Source organism: Stenotrophomonas sp. P5_A9 (assembly GCF_056400525.1).
This window is the reverse complement of the sequence record NZ_JBFULC010000044.1, coordinates 1-16,422: the sequence shown is the minus strand read 5'-3', so window position 1 is coordinate 16,422 and position 16,422 is coordinate 1. Positions and strand designations below refer to the sequence as shown.

15 protein-coding genes are annotated in these 16,422 nt (G+C 66.6%); 7 read left to right on the top strand and 8 right to left on the bottom strand.

What is annotated here, in order from left to right; all coding sequences use genetic code 11:
* Positions 1–41: 41 nt before the first annotated feature.
* The 4 genes from lspA to murJ form a co-directional block, all read right to left on the bottom strand.
* Positions 42–548, bottom strand: a complete 507-nt coding sequence (gene lspA, locus AC1DR7_RS14265; RefSeq protein ID WP_457318500.1) for a signal peptidase II — start codon at positions 546–548, stop codon at positions 42–44.
* Positions 548–3,379 carry an isoleucine--tRNA ligase gene (gene ileS / locus AC1DR7_RS14260; RefSeq protein ID WP_478052815.1) on the bottom strand — a complete coding sequence of 944 codons (2,832 nt, stop codon included), beginning with the start codon at positions 3,377–3,379 and terminating at the stop codon, positions 548–550. Before ileS ends, lspA begins: the two co-directional genes overlap by 1 nt.
* Positions 3,376–4,323 carry a bifunctional riboflavin kinase/FAD synthetase gene (locus AC1DR7_RS14255; protein ID WP_457318502.1) on the bottom strand — a complete coding sequence of 316 codons (948 nt, stop codon included), beginning with the start codon at positions 4,321–4,323 and terminating at the stop codon, positions 3,376–3,378. The genes ileS and AC1DR7_RS14255 overlap by 4 nt, the downstream gene beginning before the upstream one ends.
* A gap of 75 nt (positions 4,324–4,398) precedes the next feature.
* Positions 4,399–6,003, bottom strand: a complete 1,605-nt coding sequence (gene murJ, locus AC1DR7_RS14250; RefSeq protein WP_478051404.1) for a murein biosynthesis integral membrane protein MurJ — start codon at positions 6,001–6,003, stop codon at positions 4,399–4,401.
* A gap of 116 nt (positions 6,004–6,119) precedes the next feature.
* Between murJ and rpsT the strand changes: the two genes are divergently transcribed.
* Complete coding sequence (gene rpsT / locus AC1DR7_RS14245; RefSeq protein WP_019184515.1) at positions 6,120–6,389, top strand: 30S ribosomal protein S20; 270 nt, start codon at positions 6,120–6,122, stop codon at positions 6,387–6,389.
* Between the two features lie 262 nt (positions 6,390–6,651).
* Here rpsT and cgtA read toward each other — a convergent pair whose 3' ends face one another.
* The 3 genes from cgtA to rplU form a co-directional block, all read right to left on the bottom strand.
* Positions 6,652–7,704, bottom strand: coding sequence for an Obg family GTPase CgtA (gene cgtA / locus AC1DR7_RS14240; protein WP_256777125.1), 1,053 nt, complete (start codon positions 7,702–7,704; stop codon positions 6,652–6,654).
* Positions 7,705–7,899: 195 nt separating this feature from the next.
* Positions 7,900–8,160, bottom strand: coding sequence for a 50S ribosomal protein L27 (gene rpmA / locus AC1DR7_RS14235; RefSeq protein ID WP_256777127.1), 261 nt, complete (start codon positions 8,158–8,160; stop codon positions 7,900–7,902).
* 15 nt (positions 8,161–8,175) lie between these two features.
* Entirely contained in the window at positions 8,176–8,493 is a 318-nt protein-coding gene (gene rplU / locus AC1DR7_RS14230; RefSeq protein WP_256777131.1) for a 50S ribosomal protein L21, read from the bottom strand.
* 294 nt (positions 8,494–8,787) lie between these two features.
* Between rplU and uvrA the strand changes: the two genes are divergently transcribed.
* The 3 genes from uvrA to AC1DR7_RS14215 all read left to right on the top strand — a co-directional run bounded on the left by uvrA (position 8,788) and on the right by AC1DR7_RS14215 (position 13,077).
* Positions 8,788–11,790, top strand: coding sequence for an excinuclease ABC subunit UvrA (uvrA, locus tag AC1DR7_RS14225; RefSeq protein ID WP_256777132.1), 3,003 nt, complete (start codon positions 8,788–8,790; stop codon positions 11,788–11,790).
* Positions 11,790–12,197 (top strand): acyl-CoA thioesterase, encoded by a 408-nt coding sequence (locus AC1DR7_RS14220; protein ID WP_457319539.1) that lies wholly within the window; start codon positions 11,790–11,792, stop codon positions 12,195–12,197. Before uvrA ends, AC1DR7_RS14220 begins: the two co-directional genes overlap by 1 nt.
* A 154-nt stretch (positions 12,198–12,351) precedes the next feature.
* Entirely contained in the window at positions 12,352–13,077 is a 726-nt protein-coding gene (locus tag AC1DR7_RS14215) for an enolase (protein ID WP_457319538.1), read from the top strand.
* A gap of 254 nt (positions 13,078–13,331) precedes the next feature.
* On the opposite strand, the gene AC1DR7_RS14210 is transcribed toward AC1DR7_RS14215, so the two are convergent.
* Positions 13,332–13,778, bottom strand: a complete 447-nt coding sequence (locus AC1DR7_RS14210) for a copper chaperone PCu(A)C (RefSeq protein WP_457319537.1) — start codon at positions 13,776–13,778, stop codon at positions 13,332–13,334.
* 34 nt (positions 13,779–13,812) lie between these two features.
* Between AC1DR7_RS14210 and AC1DR7_RS14205 the strand changes: the two genes are divergently transcribed.
* The 3 genes from AC1DR7_RS14205 (at position 13,813) to AC1DR7_RS14195 (ending at position 16,402) form a co-directional block, all read left to right on the top strand.
* Entirely contained in the window at positions 13,813–14,592 is a 780-nt protein-coding gene (locus AC1DR7_RS14205; RefSeq protein ID WP_457319536.1) for an enoyl-CoA hydratase/isomerase family protein, read from the top strand.
* A gap of 396 nt (positions 14,593–14,988) precedes the next feature.
* The gene (tesB, locus tag AC1DR7_RS14200) at positions 14,989–15,897 is read left to right on the top strand and encodes an acyl-CoA thioesterase II (protein ID WP_256777147.1); all 909 of its coding nucleotides are present in this window, start codon (positions 14,989–14,991) and stop codon (positions 15,895–15,897) included.
* Position 15,898: 1 nt separating this feature from the next.
* Positions 15,899–16,402, top strand: coding sequence for a putative signal transducing protein (locus tag AC1DR7_RS14195; RefSeq protein WP_457319535.1), 504 nt, complete (start codon positions 15,899–15,901; stop codon positions 16,400–16,402).
* The last annotated feature ends 20 nt before the right edge of the window (positions 16,403–16,422 follow it).

The following is a 16,422-nucleotide window of genomic DNA, read 5'->3' as shown; positions in this document are numbered from 1 at the left end:
GGCCGGCGCCAGGCCGGTTCATTGCGGGATACAGGGGGGAATTATCCCGCTTTTTTCTCGGCCTTGCCGTCGAACAGACCAAACACAGCGATCCCCACGGCCCCCACCACGATCGCCGCATCGGCGATGTTGAAGGAGGGCCAGTAATGGTCACCGATGTACCACTGGATGAAATCGACCACGTGGCCGTGCATCAGCCGGTCGATCACGTTGCCGATGGCCCCGCCGATGACCAGGGCGTAAGGCACGGCGCTGCGCCACTGGCCGCGCGCGGTACGCGACAGCCAGAACGCCATCAGGCCGCTGATGCCCACCGCCAGCGCGGTGAAAAACCACAGCTGCCAGCCACCGGCATCGCTCAGGAAGCTGAATGCCGCGCCGGTGTTGTAGGTGCGGAACCAGTTCCAGAAGCCTTCGATGACCACCACCGGCTGGTACTCGGGCAGGCTGGACAGGACCCAGGCCTTGCTCCACTGGTCCAGGCCGATGATCGTCGCCGACAGCAGCAGCCACACCAGTGCATTGGGACGCGGACGGACGGCGCTCATCAGAACCACCGCCGATCTTCGCCGGCACCGTCGAGGTTGCTCACGCAGCGACCGCACAGCTCGGCATGGGCGGCCACCGCACCGACATCGGCACGGTAGTGCCAGCAGCGCACGCACTTCTGCTTTTCGGTCGGCTGGGCGCTGACGAACACCTCATCGGTGGTCGCCGGGCGCACCTGCACGTCGCCGCTGATCAGCAGGAAGCGCAGCTCCTCGGCCAGCGGCTGCCAGCGCGCGGCGGTTTCCGCATCGGCCGCCACGGTGATCTCCGCCTCCAGCGCCGCACCGATCGCGCCATTGGCACGCATCGGCTCGAGCACCTTGGACACCTGCTCACGCAGCGCCAGCAACTGGTCGAAATCGGCGGCGTTGAGCGGCGCATCGGCCGGCAGCGGCGCCAGGCCGTCGTACCAGGTGGCCATCAGCACGTTGTCCTTGCGCGCGCCCGGCAGATAACCCCACAACTCGTCGGCGGTGAAGCTCAGGATCGGCGCGATCCAGCGGGTGAACGCTTCGGCGATGTGGTACATCGCGCTCTGCGCCGAACGCCGGCCACGCGAGTCGATCGGCATGGTGTACAGCCGGTCCTTGGTCACGTCCAGGTACAGCGAGCCCAGGTCGACGCTGCAGAAGTTCAGCAGCAGCTGCACGATCTCGGCCATGTTGTAGCTGGTGTAGGCCGCCTTGATCTTCTCCTGCAACTCAAAGGCGCGATGCACGATCCAGCGGTCCAGCGCGACCATGTCGGCCGGGGCCACCAGTTGCAGGGCCGGATCGAAACCGTCCAGGTTGCCGAGCAGGAAGCGCGCGGTGTTGCGCAGGCGCCGGTAGGCGTCGGCATTGCGCTTGAGGATCTCCTGCGACAGCGACATTTCATTGCTGTAGTCGGCCGAGGCGATCCACAGGCGCAGGATGTCCGCGCCCAGGGTCTTCATGATGTCCTGCGGCTCGATGCCGTTGCCCATCGACTTGGACATCTTGCGGCCCTTCTCATCCACGGTGAAGCCGTGGGTGAGGCACTGCTTGTACGGGGCCTGCTTGTCGATCGCCACGCCGGTCAGCAGCGAGGACTGGAACCAGCCGCGGTGTTGGTCCGAGCCTTCCAGGTACAGGTCGGCCGGCTTGCCGAAGCCACGTGCCAGCAGCACGCCTTCATGGCTCACGCCCGAGTCGAACCAGACGTCGAGGGTGTCGGTGACCTTCTCGTAGTGTGCCGCTTCCTCGCCCAGCAGCTCGGCCGCGTCGAGCGAATACCACACGTCGATGCCGCCCACCTGCACGCGGTCGGCCACCTGCTGCATCAGCTCGACAGTGCGCGGATGCGGTTCGCCGGTTTCGCGATGGGTGAAGAAGGCGATCGGCACGCCCCAGGTGCGCTGGCGGCTGATGCACCAGTCCGGACGCCCTTCGACCATGCCGCCGATACGCGCCTTGCCCCAGGCCGGGAACCAGCCGACGTTGTCGATGGCCGCCATCGCATCGCGGCGCAGGTTGGCCTTGTCCATCGAGATGAACCACTGCGGGGTCGCGCGGAACACCACCGGGGTCTTGTGACGCCAGCAGTGCGGGTAGCTGTGCACGATCTCGACGAAGGCCAGCAGCGCCCCGGAAGCGCGCAGCACCTCCACGATCAGCGGCTGTGCCTTCCACAGGTGCACGCCGGCCAGTTCGACATCACCGGCCGGCGGGGTCGAGGGCAGGTACACGCCGCGGCCGTCGACCGGGTTGATCTGGCCCGCGGTGTACGGGTCCATCAGCCCGTACTGCTGGCTGACCACGAAGTCTTCCTGGCCGTGGCCCGGCGCGGTATGCACCGCACCGGTACCGTCTTCGGCCGAGACGTGCGCGCCGTTGAGCAGCGGGATGTCGCGGGTGGGATAGAACGGATGGGCCAGCAGCAGGTTTTCCAGCGCGGCGCCGGTAGCGTGGCCGTGCACGACCAGGTCGTCCACGCCATAGCGCTGCAGCGAGCGCTCGGCCAGGGCCGCGGCCAGCACCAGCCAACGGCGCTTGCCGTTGTGGGCCGGACCTTCAGCCAGCACGTAGTCGATCTCCGCACCGAGGGACACCGCCAGCGAGGCCGGCAGCGTCCACGGGGTGGTGGTCCAGATCGGCACGGCGACCTCGACATCGGGCGGCAGGGTCACGCCGAAGCGCTGCGCCAGCTGCTGCGAATCACGCGCCACGTAGGACACGTCGATCGCCGGAGACGTCTTGTCCTGGTATTCGATTTCCGCCTCGGCCAGTGCCGAGCCGCAGTCGAAGCACCAGTGCACCGGCTTGGCACCGCGCACGATGTGGCCGTTGGCGAACACCTTGGCCAGCGCGCGGATTTCATTGGCCTCGAAATCGAAGCTCAGCGTCTTGTACGGGTTGTCCCAGTCGCCGATCACGCCCAGGCGCTTGAAGTCGCGACGCTGCAGGTCGATCTGCTCTTCGGCGAACTCGCGGCACTTCTGGCGGAACTGTTCGGCGTCGAGCTTGACCCCGACCTTGCCCCACTTCTTCTCGACCTGGATCTCGATCGGCAGGCCATGGCAATCCCAGCCCGGCACGTAGGGCGCATCGAAGCCGGCCAGGTAGCGCGACTTGACGATGATGTCCTTGAGGATCTTGTTGACCGCATGGCCCAGGTGGATCTGGCCATTGGCGTAGGGCGGGCCGTCGTGCAGCACGAACAGCGGGCGACCCTGCGCGTTCTCGCGCAGGCGGGCGTACAGGCCCTCGTCTTCCCAGCGCGACAGAATGCCCGGCTCGCGCTTGGGCAGGTCGCCGCGCATCGGGAATTCGGTTGCCGGCAGATGAAGGGTGGCTTTGTAGTCCTGGCTCACGCAGTGGCTCGCAATCTGTGTTCGGAAAGGATGTGACGCGCCTGTTCGGCGTCACGGTGCATCTGGTCGGTCAATGCGGCCAGATCTTGGAACTTTTCTTCGTCGCGCAACTTGGCGACGAACTCCACTTCAATGTGGCGACCGTACAGGTCGCCCTGGAAATCGAACAGGTGCGCTTCCAGCAGCGGCTCTACGCCCTCCACCGTCGGCCGCGTGCCGAAGCTGGAGACCGATGGCCACGGCTGGTCGAACACCCCGTGCACCCAGGTCGCGTAGATGCCCGACAACGCCGGTGTCTTGGGGAAGCGCAGGTTGGCGGTGGGGAACCCCAGCGTACGGCCCAGCTGCCGGCCGCGCACTACCCTGCCCCCGATCGAATACGGACGCCCGAGCAGGTCATTGGCGTGGCTGAAGTTGCCCTCGCGCAGCAACTGGCGGATGCGGGTGCTGGAGATGCGCTCGCCGTGCAGGTCGATCGGCTCGATCTCGCCGGCGCCAAATCCGCGCTCGGCGCCCATCGACTGCAGCAGCGCCAGGTCACCGCGACGGCGGTTGCCAAAGCAGAATTCCGGGCCGATCCACACCTCGCGCGCGCTCAGGCGCTGCACCAGCAACTGCTCCACGAAGTCTTCAGCCTGCATCGCCGCCATGCGCGCATCGAAGCGCAGCAGGCCGATCGCATCCACGCCCAGCTCGCTGAGCATGGCGACCTTGTCGCGGGCCAGGGTCAACCGCGGCGGCGGCTCGCCCTGGGCGAAATACTCACGCGGCAGCGGTTCGAACGCGACCGCCACGGCGGCCACGCCCAACGCGCGCGCGCGCGCAACGGCGTGGCGCACCAACGCACGATGGCCCAGGTGCAGGCCGTCGAATGCGCCGATGCAGACCACGCTTCCGTGCGGGAACAGTTGCCCGCCTTCGATACTTCTAAACAGCCTGCTCATCAACTGGGAATCCGGCCCACCAGGGCCGATGCGTTGCAAGGGATAGCCATGAAGTATAGCCGGGGTGTCCACGGATCAATGCTCGCGCAGGTGGCGCGGGCGGAAACCCATCGCGACCAGGGAGACCAGATAGGTCAGCCCACCGCTGCCGACCAGTAGCGCCAGATTGCCGATGCGGTGCCATTTGTCCATGCCGGTGAAGCCGGGCATGGTGTACAGCAGGCCCAGCAGCACCGCCACCATGGCCAGGCAGGCCAGGCCCAGGCGGGTCACGTAGCCGGCCCAGCCGGGCTTGCGCTGGTACACGCCGGTCTTGCCCAGCCAGTACCACAGCAACCCGAGATTCAGGTAGCTGGACAGCGCGCTGGCGATGCCCAGCGCCAGGTGCAGGCCCGGCTGCTTGCCCAGCGCGACCCACACGCCCTGCGCCTTGAGCGCTTCGGGCACCATCACCTGGTACAGCACGGCCAGCAGGATGAAGTTGAACACCATGTTGGCCACCAGCGCGGCGATACCGGCGCGCACCGGGGTCTTGGTGTCCTGCCGGGCGTAGAACGCCGGCAACACCACCTTGAGCAGCGCGAACGCCGGCAGGCCGAAGCTCAGGCCATACACCGACAGCGCGGTCATGCGGGTATCGAACGCGCTGAACTCGCCATGCTGGAAAATCGTGGCGATCAGCGGCTCGGCCAGCAGCAACAGGCCCAGCATCGCCGGCACCGCGATCAGCAGCGTCGTGCGCAGCCCCCAGTCCAGCGCGCTGGAGAAGCCGGTCTTGTCGGTGCTCACGTGGTGGCGGGCCAGCGCCGGCAGGATCACGGTACCCAACGCTACCCCGAACACGCCCAGCGGGAGCTCCAGGAAGCGGTCGGCCAGCGACAGCCAGGACTGCGAGCCATCGGTCAGCTTGGCGGCGATCACCGTATCCAGCAGCAGGTTGATCTGCGCGATCGAGGAACCGAACAGGGTCGGCACCATCAGGGTCAGCACCTTGCGCACCCCGGGATGCCGCCAGCCCCAGCGCGGCAGGGTGAGCAGGTTGATGCCCTTCAGCGAGGGCAGCTGGAACAGCAACTGCAGCAGCCCGGCCGCCAGTACCGCCCAGCCGAGGGCCAGGATCTGCTTCTCCGGGGTGCCGCCCAGCCGCGGGGCCAGCCACAGCGCGCCGGCGATCATGCACAGGTTGAGGATCACCGGGGTCAGCGCCGGCATCGCGAACTTCTGGAAACTGTTGAGCGCCCCGCCGGCCAGCGCGGTCAGCGAGACGAACAGCAGGAACGGGAAGGTCAACCGGAACAGGTCCACCAGCAGGCCATGCTTGGCCGGGTCGGTATCCACCCCGCTGGAGAACAGGGTGGCCAACTGCGGTGCGAAGATCAGCGCCAGCGCCGTGACCAGCAGCAGCACCCCGCCCAGCGTGCCGGCCACGCGCGACATCAGCTCGCGCAGTTCGGCATGCGAGCGGGTTTCCTTCACTTCCGTGAACACCGGGACGAACGCCGTGGCGAACGAGCCTTCGGCGAACAGCCGGCGCAGGAAATTGGGCACCCGGAAGGCGACCCAGAAGGCGTCGGTCACCGCATTGGTGCCGAACGTGGTGGTGATGACCAGGTCGCGAACCAGCCCCAACACCCGCGAAATCATGGTCATGCTGCTGAAAGACAGCAGGCCCCGCAACATCCTTGGTGAACTCACCCGTGTTCCCTCTTGACAATTGACTTGACGTACATTTTTCGAGCCATCATACTTTCCAGCTTGCTGTTCCCATTACACCGATTTTTCAGGAAACCACCACTGTGGCCAATATCAAGTCCGCCAAGAAGCGCGCCAAGCAGACCGTCGTGCGCAACGCGCGCAATACGGCTCAGCGTTCGATGCTGCGCACCGCTGTCAAGAAGGTGATCAAGGCTCTGGATGCCAATGACGCCGCCGGCGCCGAGGCAGCCTTCGCTGTTGCCCAGCCGATCCTCGACCGTTTCAGCTCGCGTGGTCTGATCCACAAGAACAAGGCTGCTCGCCATAAGAGCCGCCTGACCGCGCGCATCAAGGCCATCAAGGCCGCCTGATCCGGCGACGTGGTTGCGGTAAAGCCACGCCCTGCGTGGCTTCGACCCGATCGCACAAAAAGACCCGGCCCCGGCCGGGTTTTTTGTTGGGCGCGATTCCTGGGCGCCCGCGCTGCCGCGATCGTCCACCGATCCATTCCGGGCCGCGCCAACGGTAGAGCCACGCGCGCCGGACGCGCGCCACGCATCGCGCGGCCCCGGCCCTGCGGCACCACAGAAAAACCCGGCCGCAGCCGGGTTTCTCAGGGGCGCGCGGATGCGCTCAGTACGCATCGCGCGCTTGCGCCTCGTCTTCCTTCTGGCGGTCGAAGAAGGCCATGATGTTGGTCATGATCGGCCAGGTGCCTTCACGGCCCAGCGCCGACACCAGGTACCACGGCTGGGTCCAGCCCAGTTCGGCCACGATCTTCTCGGCGGCCGCCTTGGCCTCGTCCTCGAACATGAGGTCGGCCTTGTTCAGGACCAGCCAGCGCGGCTTGTCCAGCAGTTCCGGGTCGTGCTTGGCCAGCTCGCGTTCGATCGCACGGACCTGCTCGATCGGCGACACCCCTTCCACGCCGCCTTCCATCGGGGAGATGTCCACGAGGTGCAGCAGCAGGCGGGTGCGCTGCAGGTGGCGCAGGAACTGCGCGCCCAGACCGGCGCCGTCGGCGGCACCTTCGATCAGGCCGGGAATGTCGGCGATCACGAAGCTGCGGTAATTTTCGACACGCACCACGCCCAGGTTCGGGTACAGGGTGGTGAAGGGGTAATCGGCCACTTTCGGGGTGGCGGCGGACACGGCGCGGATCAGCGTGCTCTTGCCCGCGTTGGGGAAGCCCAGCAGGCCGACGTCGGCCAGCAGCTTCAGCTCCAGCTTGAGCAGGCGCTCCTCACCCTCTTCGCCCGGCAGCGCCTGGCGCGGCGAGCGGTTGGTCGAGCTCTTGAAGTGCATGTTGCCCAAGCCGCCACGGCCGCCCTTGGCTACCAGAAGGGTGTCATCGTGCTGGGTCAGGTCGCCGATCACTTCGTCGGTGGCCACGTTCATCACCACGGTGCCGACCGGCACGGTGATGATCAGGTCTTCGCCACCCTTGCCATAGGCCTGGCGGCCCATGCCGTTCTCGCCGCGCTGCGCCTTGAAGATGCGCTCGTGGCGGAAGTCGACCAGGGTGTTCAGGTTGGCGTCGGCGCGGATCCACACGCTGCCGCCATTGCCGCCATCGCCACCGTCCGGGCCGCCCAGCGGAATGAACTTCTCGCGACGGAAACCGACGCAGCCGTTGCCGCCATTGCCGGCGGTGACTTGGATTTCTGCTTCGTCTACAAGTTTCATGATTCTGGATGCCAACTGGAGGCGATGGGCAACGGATGCGCCCGACCGCAGAGTCTAACGTCCCCGGTACGATCCAGGGACGGTGGCGGGAAGGATCCCCGCACCGGTGTATTCAATAAAAACAAAAACCCCGCCGAAGCGGGGCTTTCGTCAGCGGCCCCACGCCGAGGCGTGGGCGCCCGCGTATCGCGAAGATCAGGCTTCGGCGACGACGCTGACGGTACGACGCTTCTTCGGGCCCTTCACCGAGAACTCCACCTTGCCGTCGACGAGCGCGAACAGGGTGTGGTCACGGCCCAGACCAACGCCGGTACCTGGGTGGAACTGGGTGCCGCGCTGACGGATGATGATGTTGCCGGCATCGATGGCCTGGCCACCGAAGATCTTGACGCCGAGGTACTTCGGGTTGGAGTCGCGACCGTTGCGCGATGAGCCTACGCCCTTCTTATGTGCCATGACTGGTCTCCTTGATTACTTGCTGCCACCGGCGATGCCGGTGATCTCGATTTCGGTGTAGTACTGACGGTGACCCTGACGCTTCATGTGGTGCTTGCGGCGACGGAACTTGATGATCCGGACCTTGTCAGCACGACCCTGGGACACGACCTTGGCGGTGACCGAAGCGCCGCTCAGCGCGTCGCCGATCTTGATGCCATCGCTGTCGCCCAACATCAGGATGTTGTCGAACTTGATCTCGTTGCCGACTTCGACTTCGAGCTTTTCAACGCGGAGCTTTTCGCCCTGCGCCACGCGGTATTGCTTACCGCCGGTTACCAGTACTGCGTACATGACCAGACTTCCTCTGTAGTTATTGTGGTCTATGGACTGCTGCCATCGAGGGCAGACAGAAGCGGGATTTTAATGACTGGGAGTGGGTCGGGTCAAGTCACCCCCCGCCTTGCCCCGTCTGGACCTGAATCCTGTTCAGGTAACGCCCCGGCGGGTCGCATTCGATGAGACCCGGGGCTGGCAATGTGCGCGATTGCCCCCAAATCCCAAGCTCGGTAGGCTGACCGATTGCCGTCTCCGCTTGCCCCACCCGCTTGCCGGCCCTCCGGGCCAGAGCCTCACAACGGATCCCCCATGGCGATGGAATTCATCCGCATCCGCGGCGCGCGGACGCACAATCTCAAGAACATCGATCTCGACCTGCCCCGCGACAAGCTCATTGTCATCACCGGCCTGTCCGGCTCGGGCAAGTCGTCGTTGGCGTTCGACACCATCTACGCTGAAGGCCAGCGCCGCTACGTGGAATCGCTGTCGGCCTATGCCCGGCAGTTCCTGAGCGTGATGGAAAAGCCGGACCTGGACCATATCGAAGGCCTGTCCCCGGCGATCTCGATCGAGCAGAAGTCGACCTCGCACAACCCGCGCTCGACCGTCGGCACGATCACCGAGATCTACGATTACCTGCGCCTGCTGTACGCCCGCGTCGGCAGCCCGCGCTGCCCCGACCACGGCTACCCGCTGGAAGCGCAGACGGTCAGCCAGATGGTCGACCACGTGCTCACCCTGGACCCGGAGCAGCGCTACATGCTGCTGGCCCCGGTGATCCGCGAGCGCAAGGGCGAGCATGCCCAGGTGTTCGACCAACTGCGCGCGCAGGGCTTCGTGCGTGTGCGCGTGGATGGCACCCTGCATGAAATCGACGCGGTGCCGCCGCTGGCGCTGCGCCAGAAGCACACCATCGAGGCGGTGATCGACCGCTTCCGTCCGCGCGAAGACATCAAGCAGCGCCTTGCCGAGAGCTTTGAAACCGCCCTCAAGCTGGGCGACGGCATGGTTTCGGTGCAGTCGCTGGACGTGGAGGACGCGCCCGCGCACCTGTTCTCGTCCAAGTACAGCTGCCCGGTCTGTGATTACTCGCTGCCCGAGCTGGAACCGCGCCTGTTCTCGTTCAACTCGCCGGTCGGCGCCTGCCCGGGCTGCGATGGGCTGGGCATGGCCGAGTTCTTCGACCCCTCGCGCGTGGTGGTGCACCCGGAGCTGTCGCTGTCGGCCGGTGCCGTGCGCGGCTGGGATCGTCGCAATGCCTATTATTTCCAGCTGATCGCCTCGCTGGCCAAACACTACAAGTTCGATGTCGATGCGGTGTGGCAGAGCCTGCCCGAGGACGTGCGCAAGGCGGTGCTGTTCGGCAGCGGCGAAGAAACCATCACCTTCACCTACTTCACCGAAGCCGGTGGCCGCACCCAGCGCAAGCACCGCTTCGAAGGGATCATTCCCAATCTCGAGCGCCGCTACAAGGAAACCGAATCCTCGGCCGTGCGCGAAGAGCTGGCCAAATACATCAGCGAGCGCAACTGCCCCGAGTGCAACGGCCAACGCCTGAACAAGGCCGCGCGCAACGTGTTCGTTGCCGACCGTGCGCTGCCGGAACTGGTGGTGCTGCCGATCGACGAAGCGCTGAAGTTCTTCAGCAGCATGTCCCTGCCCGGCTGGCGCGGCGAGATCGCCGGCAAGATCGTCAAGGAGATCGGCGAGCGCCTGGGCTTCCTGGTCGATGTGGGCCTGGATTACCTCACCCTGGAACGCAAGGCCGACACCCTGTCCGGCGGCGAAGCCCAGCGCATCCGCCTGGCCAGCCAGATCGGCGCCGGCCTGGTCGGGGTGATGTACGTGCTGGACGAGCCGTCGATCGGCCTGCATCAGCGCGACAACGAGCGCCTGCTCGGCACCCTCACCCGCCTGCGCGACCTGGGCAACACGGTGATCGTGGTCGAGCATGACGAAGATGCGATCCGCCTGGCCGACTACGTGCTGGACATCGGTCCGGGCGCGGGCGTGCATGGCGGCGAAATCGTCGGCCAGGGCACCCTGCAGGACATCCTGGATTCGCCGCGCTCGCTGACCGGACAGTACCTGTCGGGCAAGCGCGCCATCGAGATCCCGGCACGCCGGCACAAGCCCAACCCGAAGATGACCCTGCACCTGCGCGGGGCCAGCGGCAACAACCTCAAGGGCGTGGACCTGGACATTCCGTCGGGCCTGCTGACCTGCATCACCGGCGTGTCCGGCTCGGGCAAGTCGACCCTGATCAACGACACCCTGTTCTCGCTGGCCGCCAACGAGATCAACGGCTCTTCGCACGCGATCGCCCCCTACAAGGAGGTCGAGGGCCTGGACCTGTTCGACAAGGTGGTGGACATCGACCAGTCGCCGATCGGCCGCACCCCGCGCTCGAACCCGGCCACCTACACCGGTCTGTTCACGCCGCTGCGCGAGCTGTACGCGCAGGTGCCCGAAGCACGCGCACGCGGTTATTCGCCCGGGCGTTTCAGCTTCAACGTGCGCGGCGGCCGCTGCGAAGCCTGCCAGGGCGATGGTCTGATCAAGGTGGAAATGCACTTCCTGCCGGACGTGTACGTGCCCTGCGATGTGTGCCACGGCAAGCGCTACAACCGCGAAACGCTGGAGATTCTGTACAAGGGCTACAACATCAACGACGTGCTGCAGATGACCGTCGAAGATGCGCTGAAGCTGTTCGAGCCGGTGCCGAGCATCGCGCGCAAGCTGGAAACGCTGGTCGACGTGGGCCTGAGCTACATCAAGCTGGGCCAGAGCGCGACCACCCTGTCCGGCGGCGAGGCCCAGCGCGTGAAGCTGTCCAAGGAACTGTCGCGGCGCGATACCGGCCGCACCCTGTATATCCTGGACGAGCCGACCACCGGCCTGCACTTCCACGACATCGAGGCGCTGCTCGGCGTGCTGCACAAGCTGCGCGACGAAGGCAACACGGTGGTGGTGATCGAGCACAACCTGGACGTGATCAAGACCGCCGACTGGATCGTCGATCTGGGTCCGGAAGGCGGCCATCGCGGCGGCACCATCCTGGTCACCGGCACGCCGGAAGACGTGGCGGCCTGCCCGACCTCGTACACCGGTCAGTTCCTGGCCAAGATGCTGCCCTCCATCAGCGCGCGTCCGGAGCGACCGGCCGCGGTTGCCAACAAGCCCGACGCCCGCCCACCGCGCAAGGCCAAGCCGGAGAAGCCGGTCAGGAAGGCGGCGGCGGCCAAGAGCACCGGCAAGGTCAGCAAGACCAGCAAGACCAGCGCCGCCAGCAAGAAGAAGAAGGACGCCTGATGAGTACCGAACACAAGATCCTGGCCCGCGTACCGATCAGCGTGCGCTGGCGCGACATGGACAGCATGGGCCACGTCAACAACGCCAAGTACATTTCCTACCTGGAAGAAGCGCGCGTGCGCTGGATGCTGGGCGTGGAAGGCGTGTCGATGACCGACCGCATAGCACCGGTGGTCGCGGCCACCAATGTCAACTATCGCCTGCCGATCGTGTGGCCCAACGACATCGTGGTGGAGCTGTTCGTCGAGCGCCTGGGCAACAGCAGCGTGACCATCGGCCACCGCATCGTGGACGAGAAGAACGACAGCACGCTGTATTCGGACGGCAACGTGGTAGTGGTGTGGATGGACACCCAGACCGGCAAGAGCGCACCGCTGCCGGAGGCGATCCGCACTGCGTCCACCTGAGCAGGTAGTGCCGGCCGCTGGCCGGCAACCTCAGACTCCCGGACGGATATGTGCATGATTGCCGGCCGCTGGCCGGCACCCTCATGACGCCGGATCGATGTGCATGGATGCCGGCCAGCGGCCGGCACTACCGCCATTCGTTCAAAGGAATGCCATGTTCCACCAGACCGACATCCGCACACTTCTTCCGGGAATGACGCCGTTCCCCGCCGACGTTTTTTCCCGGGAGCAACCGTGGCTGGCCCAGCACCTGCTGCCGCTGATCGGCATCGACCTGGGCATCCTGCGGCAGGAACTGGCCGGCACCGTGGCCACGATGCTGTGCCCGATCGAGCCGTATGAAGGCTGCATCGGCGAAGACACGCAGGAACACCACAACGCGTTTACCGGTACCAACTGGATCGCCTTCGAACTGACCACCGACAACCGCATGCGCTTCCTCGGCAACGTGGGCTACTTCATCGGCGAGCAGGTGCAGGACAGCGACGCGGTGGAGCATATCGCCGAGATGCGCGACAGTTACGCCAAGGCACATGCCTATTTCCAGACCCACGGCCGCCTGGCCAGCTATTCGCGCTATGGCGATGGCGAGCCGGGCGAGCAGGCGTATCTGGACAGGCTCGGCGGGCAGATTTCCGGCGGCAACTGGACCGAGACCGCAGAGATCCCGGCGGCATTCGAAATCGCACTGGACCCGGCGATGTATGACCGCGACCGGCCCGACGATGCCGAGAACGTGCGCATCACCCGCGACGGCAAACCGTTCTTCGCGGTCGCCGAAGTGGCCGGTTACAACTGGTGCGCGGCGGGCGCCGATGCGATCGTGATGCTGTACGAACCAGACAGCCGCACGGTGCTGTTTTCCTACGACTGGACGTAACCGCAGCGTCTGGGTCTTGGAAAAGGCAGCCGAGCATGGCTCGGCTCTACCGATCATGGGCCGCGCGACGCGCAATCACCCTGTGACGCATCCCGGTAGCCGGGCATGGCGATCATGGGCCGCGCGACGTGCAATCACCCTGTGACGCATGCCGGCAGCCGGGCATGGCGATCATGGGCCGCGCGACGCGCGCTCGTTCTGTGAGGCATCCCGGTAGTGCCGAGCCATGCTCGGCAGCTCTGGCCAATGGCCGCTCAGTGCGCTGCGCCACTGCGCACCTGCAACTGCCCATCCACCTTGCGCCCGTCTTCCAGGCTCAGGCGCAGCGGCAACACCTTGCCCTCGCTGAGCGGCACCTCCGGCTGCATCAGCATCAGGTGCAGCCCGCCCGGCTTCAGCGCCACCGTGGCACCGGCCGCGATCGGCAGCCGCTCCACCGCGCGCATCCGGCTGACCCCGTCCACCAGCGTGGTTTCGTGCAGCGACACATCGCCGAAGGCCTTGCTGCCGGCGCCCACCACCACCACGGCGCTACGGCAGCCATTGTGGATCTGCCCATATCCCGCCGCCATCGGCATTGCCCCCGGCGGCAGCCGCACCCAGCCTTCTCGCACCGACACGCACGCCGGTTCGGCGGCGATCGCCGATGTTGCGAACGCACAGAGGGCCAACAATACGCACGCGAATGGTTTGGTTATCATCGCCTCAGTTCCCTGTCCGCAACGAGATCGCAGCATGACGACGCTTATCGAGGTGATCAACCATGGCCCCATCCGCGAACTGCGGCTGGCGCGCCCGCCGGTCAACGCGCTGGACACCGAGCTGTGCCGCCACCTGATCGGCGCACTCAACCAGGCCATGGCCGATGACGTGCACGGCATCGTGCTGTCCGGCAGCGAGCGCATCTTCAGCGCCGGCATGGACGTGCCCCATCTGCTCAGCCATGGCGATGACAGGCACAAGCTGCTGGACAGCTGGCAGGCGTTCTTCGGCGCGGTGCGCACGCTGGCCGAATGCCGGGTGCCGGTGGTGGCCGCGCTGACCGGGCATGCCCCGGCCGGCGGCTGCGTGCTGGCGCTGTGCTGCGACTACCGGATCCTGGCCCGCAGCCCGGACCCGGCGCAGCCGACCGTGATCGGGCTGAACGAGGTCCAGGTGGGGCTGGTCGCCCCCGAAGGCATCCAGCGCCTGATGCGCCGCGTGGTCGGCCACCATCGCGCCACCCAGTTGTTGGTGGGCGGGGAAATGGTCCCGGCCGAGCGCGCGCTGGAGATCGGGCTGGTGGACGAACTGGCCGACGCCGCCCAGGTGGTGCCGCGCGCGGTGGCCTGGCTGCAGCGCCTGCTCAAACTCCCACGCCAGCCGATGCTGCTGACCCGCGCGATCGCCCGCGCCGACCTCCACGAGGCCCTGCACGCGGACCTGATCCAGCTCGACCGCTTCGTCGAGGCCTGGTACGCCCCGGACGCCCAGCAGGCACTGCACACCCTCGCAGCACGCCTCGGCAAAGGCTGACCCTCCGGTAGTGCCGACCCATGGCCGGCAACCAAGCAATGCCCGAAACCCAAGGTAGTGCCGGCCGTTGGCCGGCAACCAAGCAATGCCCACCCCAGGTAGTGCCGGCCGTTGGCCGGCAACCAAGCAATGCCCACACACCAGGCAGTGCCGGCCCACGGCCGGCGACCACGCCCCCGCCCACCATGCGCTGCATGGTGGGATCCACCAGCCTGAAGCGAGCCTCTGAATCAGGGCGGGGCGGCCGCGAAGCGCCGGGGGCGTGGATGGCAATGACATCGACCCCGCAGTTTGCCAAGCGAACCGCAGGGGCGGCAGCGCGAGTGCATTGCCGTCATGCGGCCAGCGACCGGCACTACCCTATAATTCGGGTCCTCCCCCTTCCGGTTGCTTCCCTTGTCCGACACGCACGAACCCGTCGTCTCCGAGCTGATCGACCTGCTCACGCTCGAGCGCCTGGAAGACAACCTGTTCCGTGGCCAGAGCCGCGACATCGGCACCAAGTACGTGTTCGGCGGGCAGGTGCTGGGCCAGGCGCTGTCGGCCGCCCAGGCAACGGTGGACAACGGCCGCCACGTGCATTCGCTGCATGCCTACTTCCTGCGCGCCGGCAACATCGACCACCCGATCGTCTACGACGTGGACCGCACCCGCGACGGTGGCAGCTTCTCGGTACGCCGGGTCACCGCGATCCAGCACGGCAAGGTGATCTTCTTCTGCGCGGCCTCCTTCCAGCAGGCCGAGACCGGGGCCGAGCACCAGCACAAGATGCCCGAAGTGCCGCAGCCGGAAGACATCGAACCCAACCGTCCGCTGCCGCCGGAAGTGCTCGAGCGGCTGCCGATCAAGGTGCAGCGCTGGCTCTCGCGCGGCGGCCCGTTCGAGTTCCGCCATGTCTACCCGCGCGACGAACTTCATCCGCCCAAGCGCCCGCCCTACCACCAGGTGTGGCTGCGCCTGAATGAAACCGTGGGCGATGCGCCCGAGCTGCACCAGGCGCTGCTGGCCTACGCGTCGGACTTCCACCTGCTCGGCACCGCGACCTTCCCGCACGGCATCAGCTATTACCAGCCGCACGTGCAGATGGCTTCGCTCGACCACGCGATCTGGTTCCACCGTCCGTTCCGCGCCGACGACTGGCTGCTGTATTCGCTGGACAGCCCCAGCGCGCAGGATTCGCGCGGGCTGGCGCGTGGCCAGTTCTTTACCCGCGACGGCCTGCTGGTGGCCAGCACCGCCCAGGAAGGCCTGATCCGCGTCGTGCCCGACAGTGACGCGGCCGCCGCCGTGCCGGCCAAGGACTGACATGAGACAGATATTCAACAGCCAGCGCGTGGAGACCGTCGAAGGCGTGGCCAAGCTGCTGCGCGACGCCGGCATCGAAGTGCGCATCACCAACGGGCGCTCGTACCACAGCAAGCGCGGCAGTCAGTTCAGCTACCTGGACACCAGCAAGAACACCACCCACCCGACCCTGTGGGTGGTGCACGCCAACGACCAGCCGCGCGCGCGCGAAATCCTGCGCGATGCGCGCCTGCTGGAAACCACCCGCCGCGACCACCCCACCGCCGAGTTCGCTTTCCGCGACCAGGTGGGCGAGGTCGCGCCGCGCCGCAACTGGGCCTGGCGGATCCGGATCGGCCTGCTGCTGGTCATCGCCGCCGTGGCGATGGTGGTGGTGATGCATCACCGCAGCGCCCCCGCCGTGGCCCCTGCCCCGGTGGTACAGCCGGCCCCGGCCGCCGCCCCGGCCCAGCCCGCACCGCCGGAAGATGACGAAGTCCGGGTGAGAATCCAGCCCGCCAAGTAGTGCCGGCCGCTGGCCGGCTG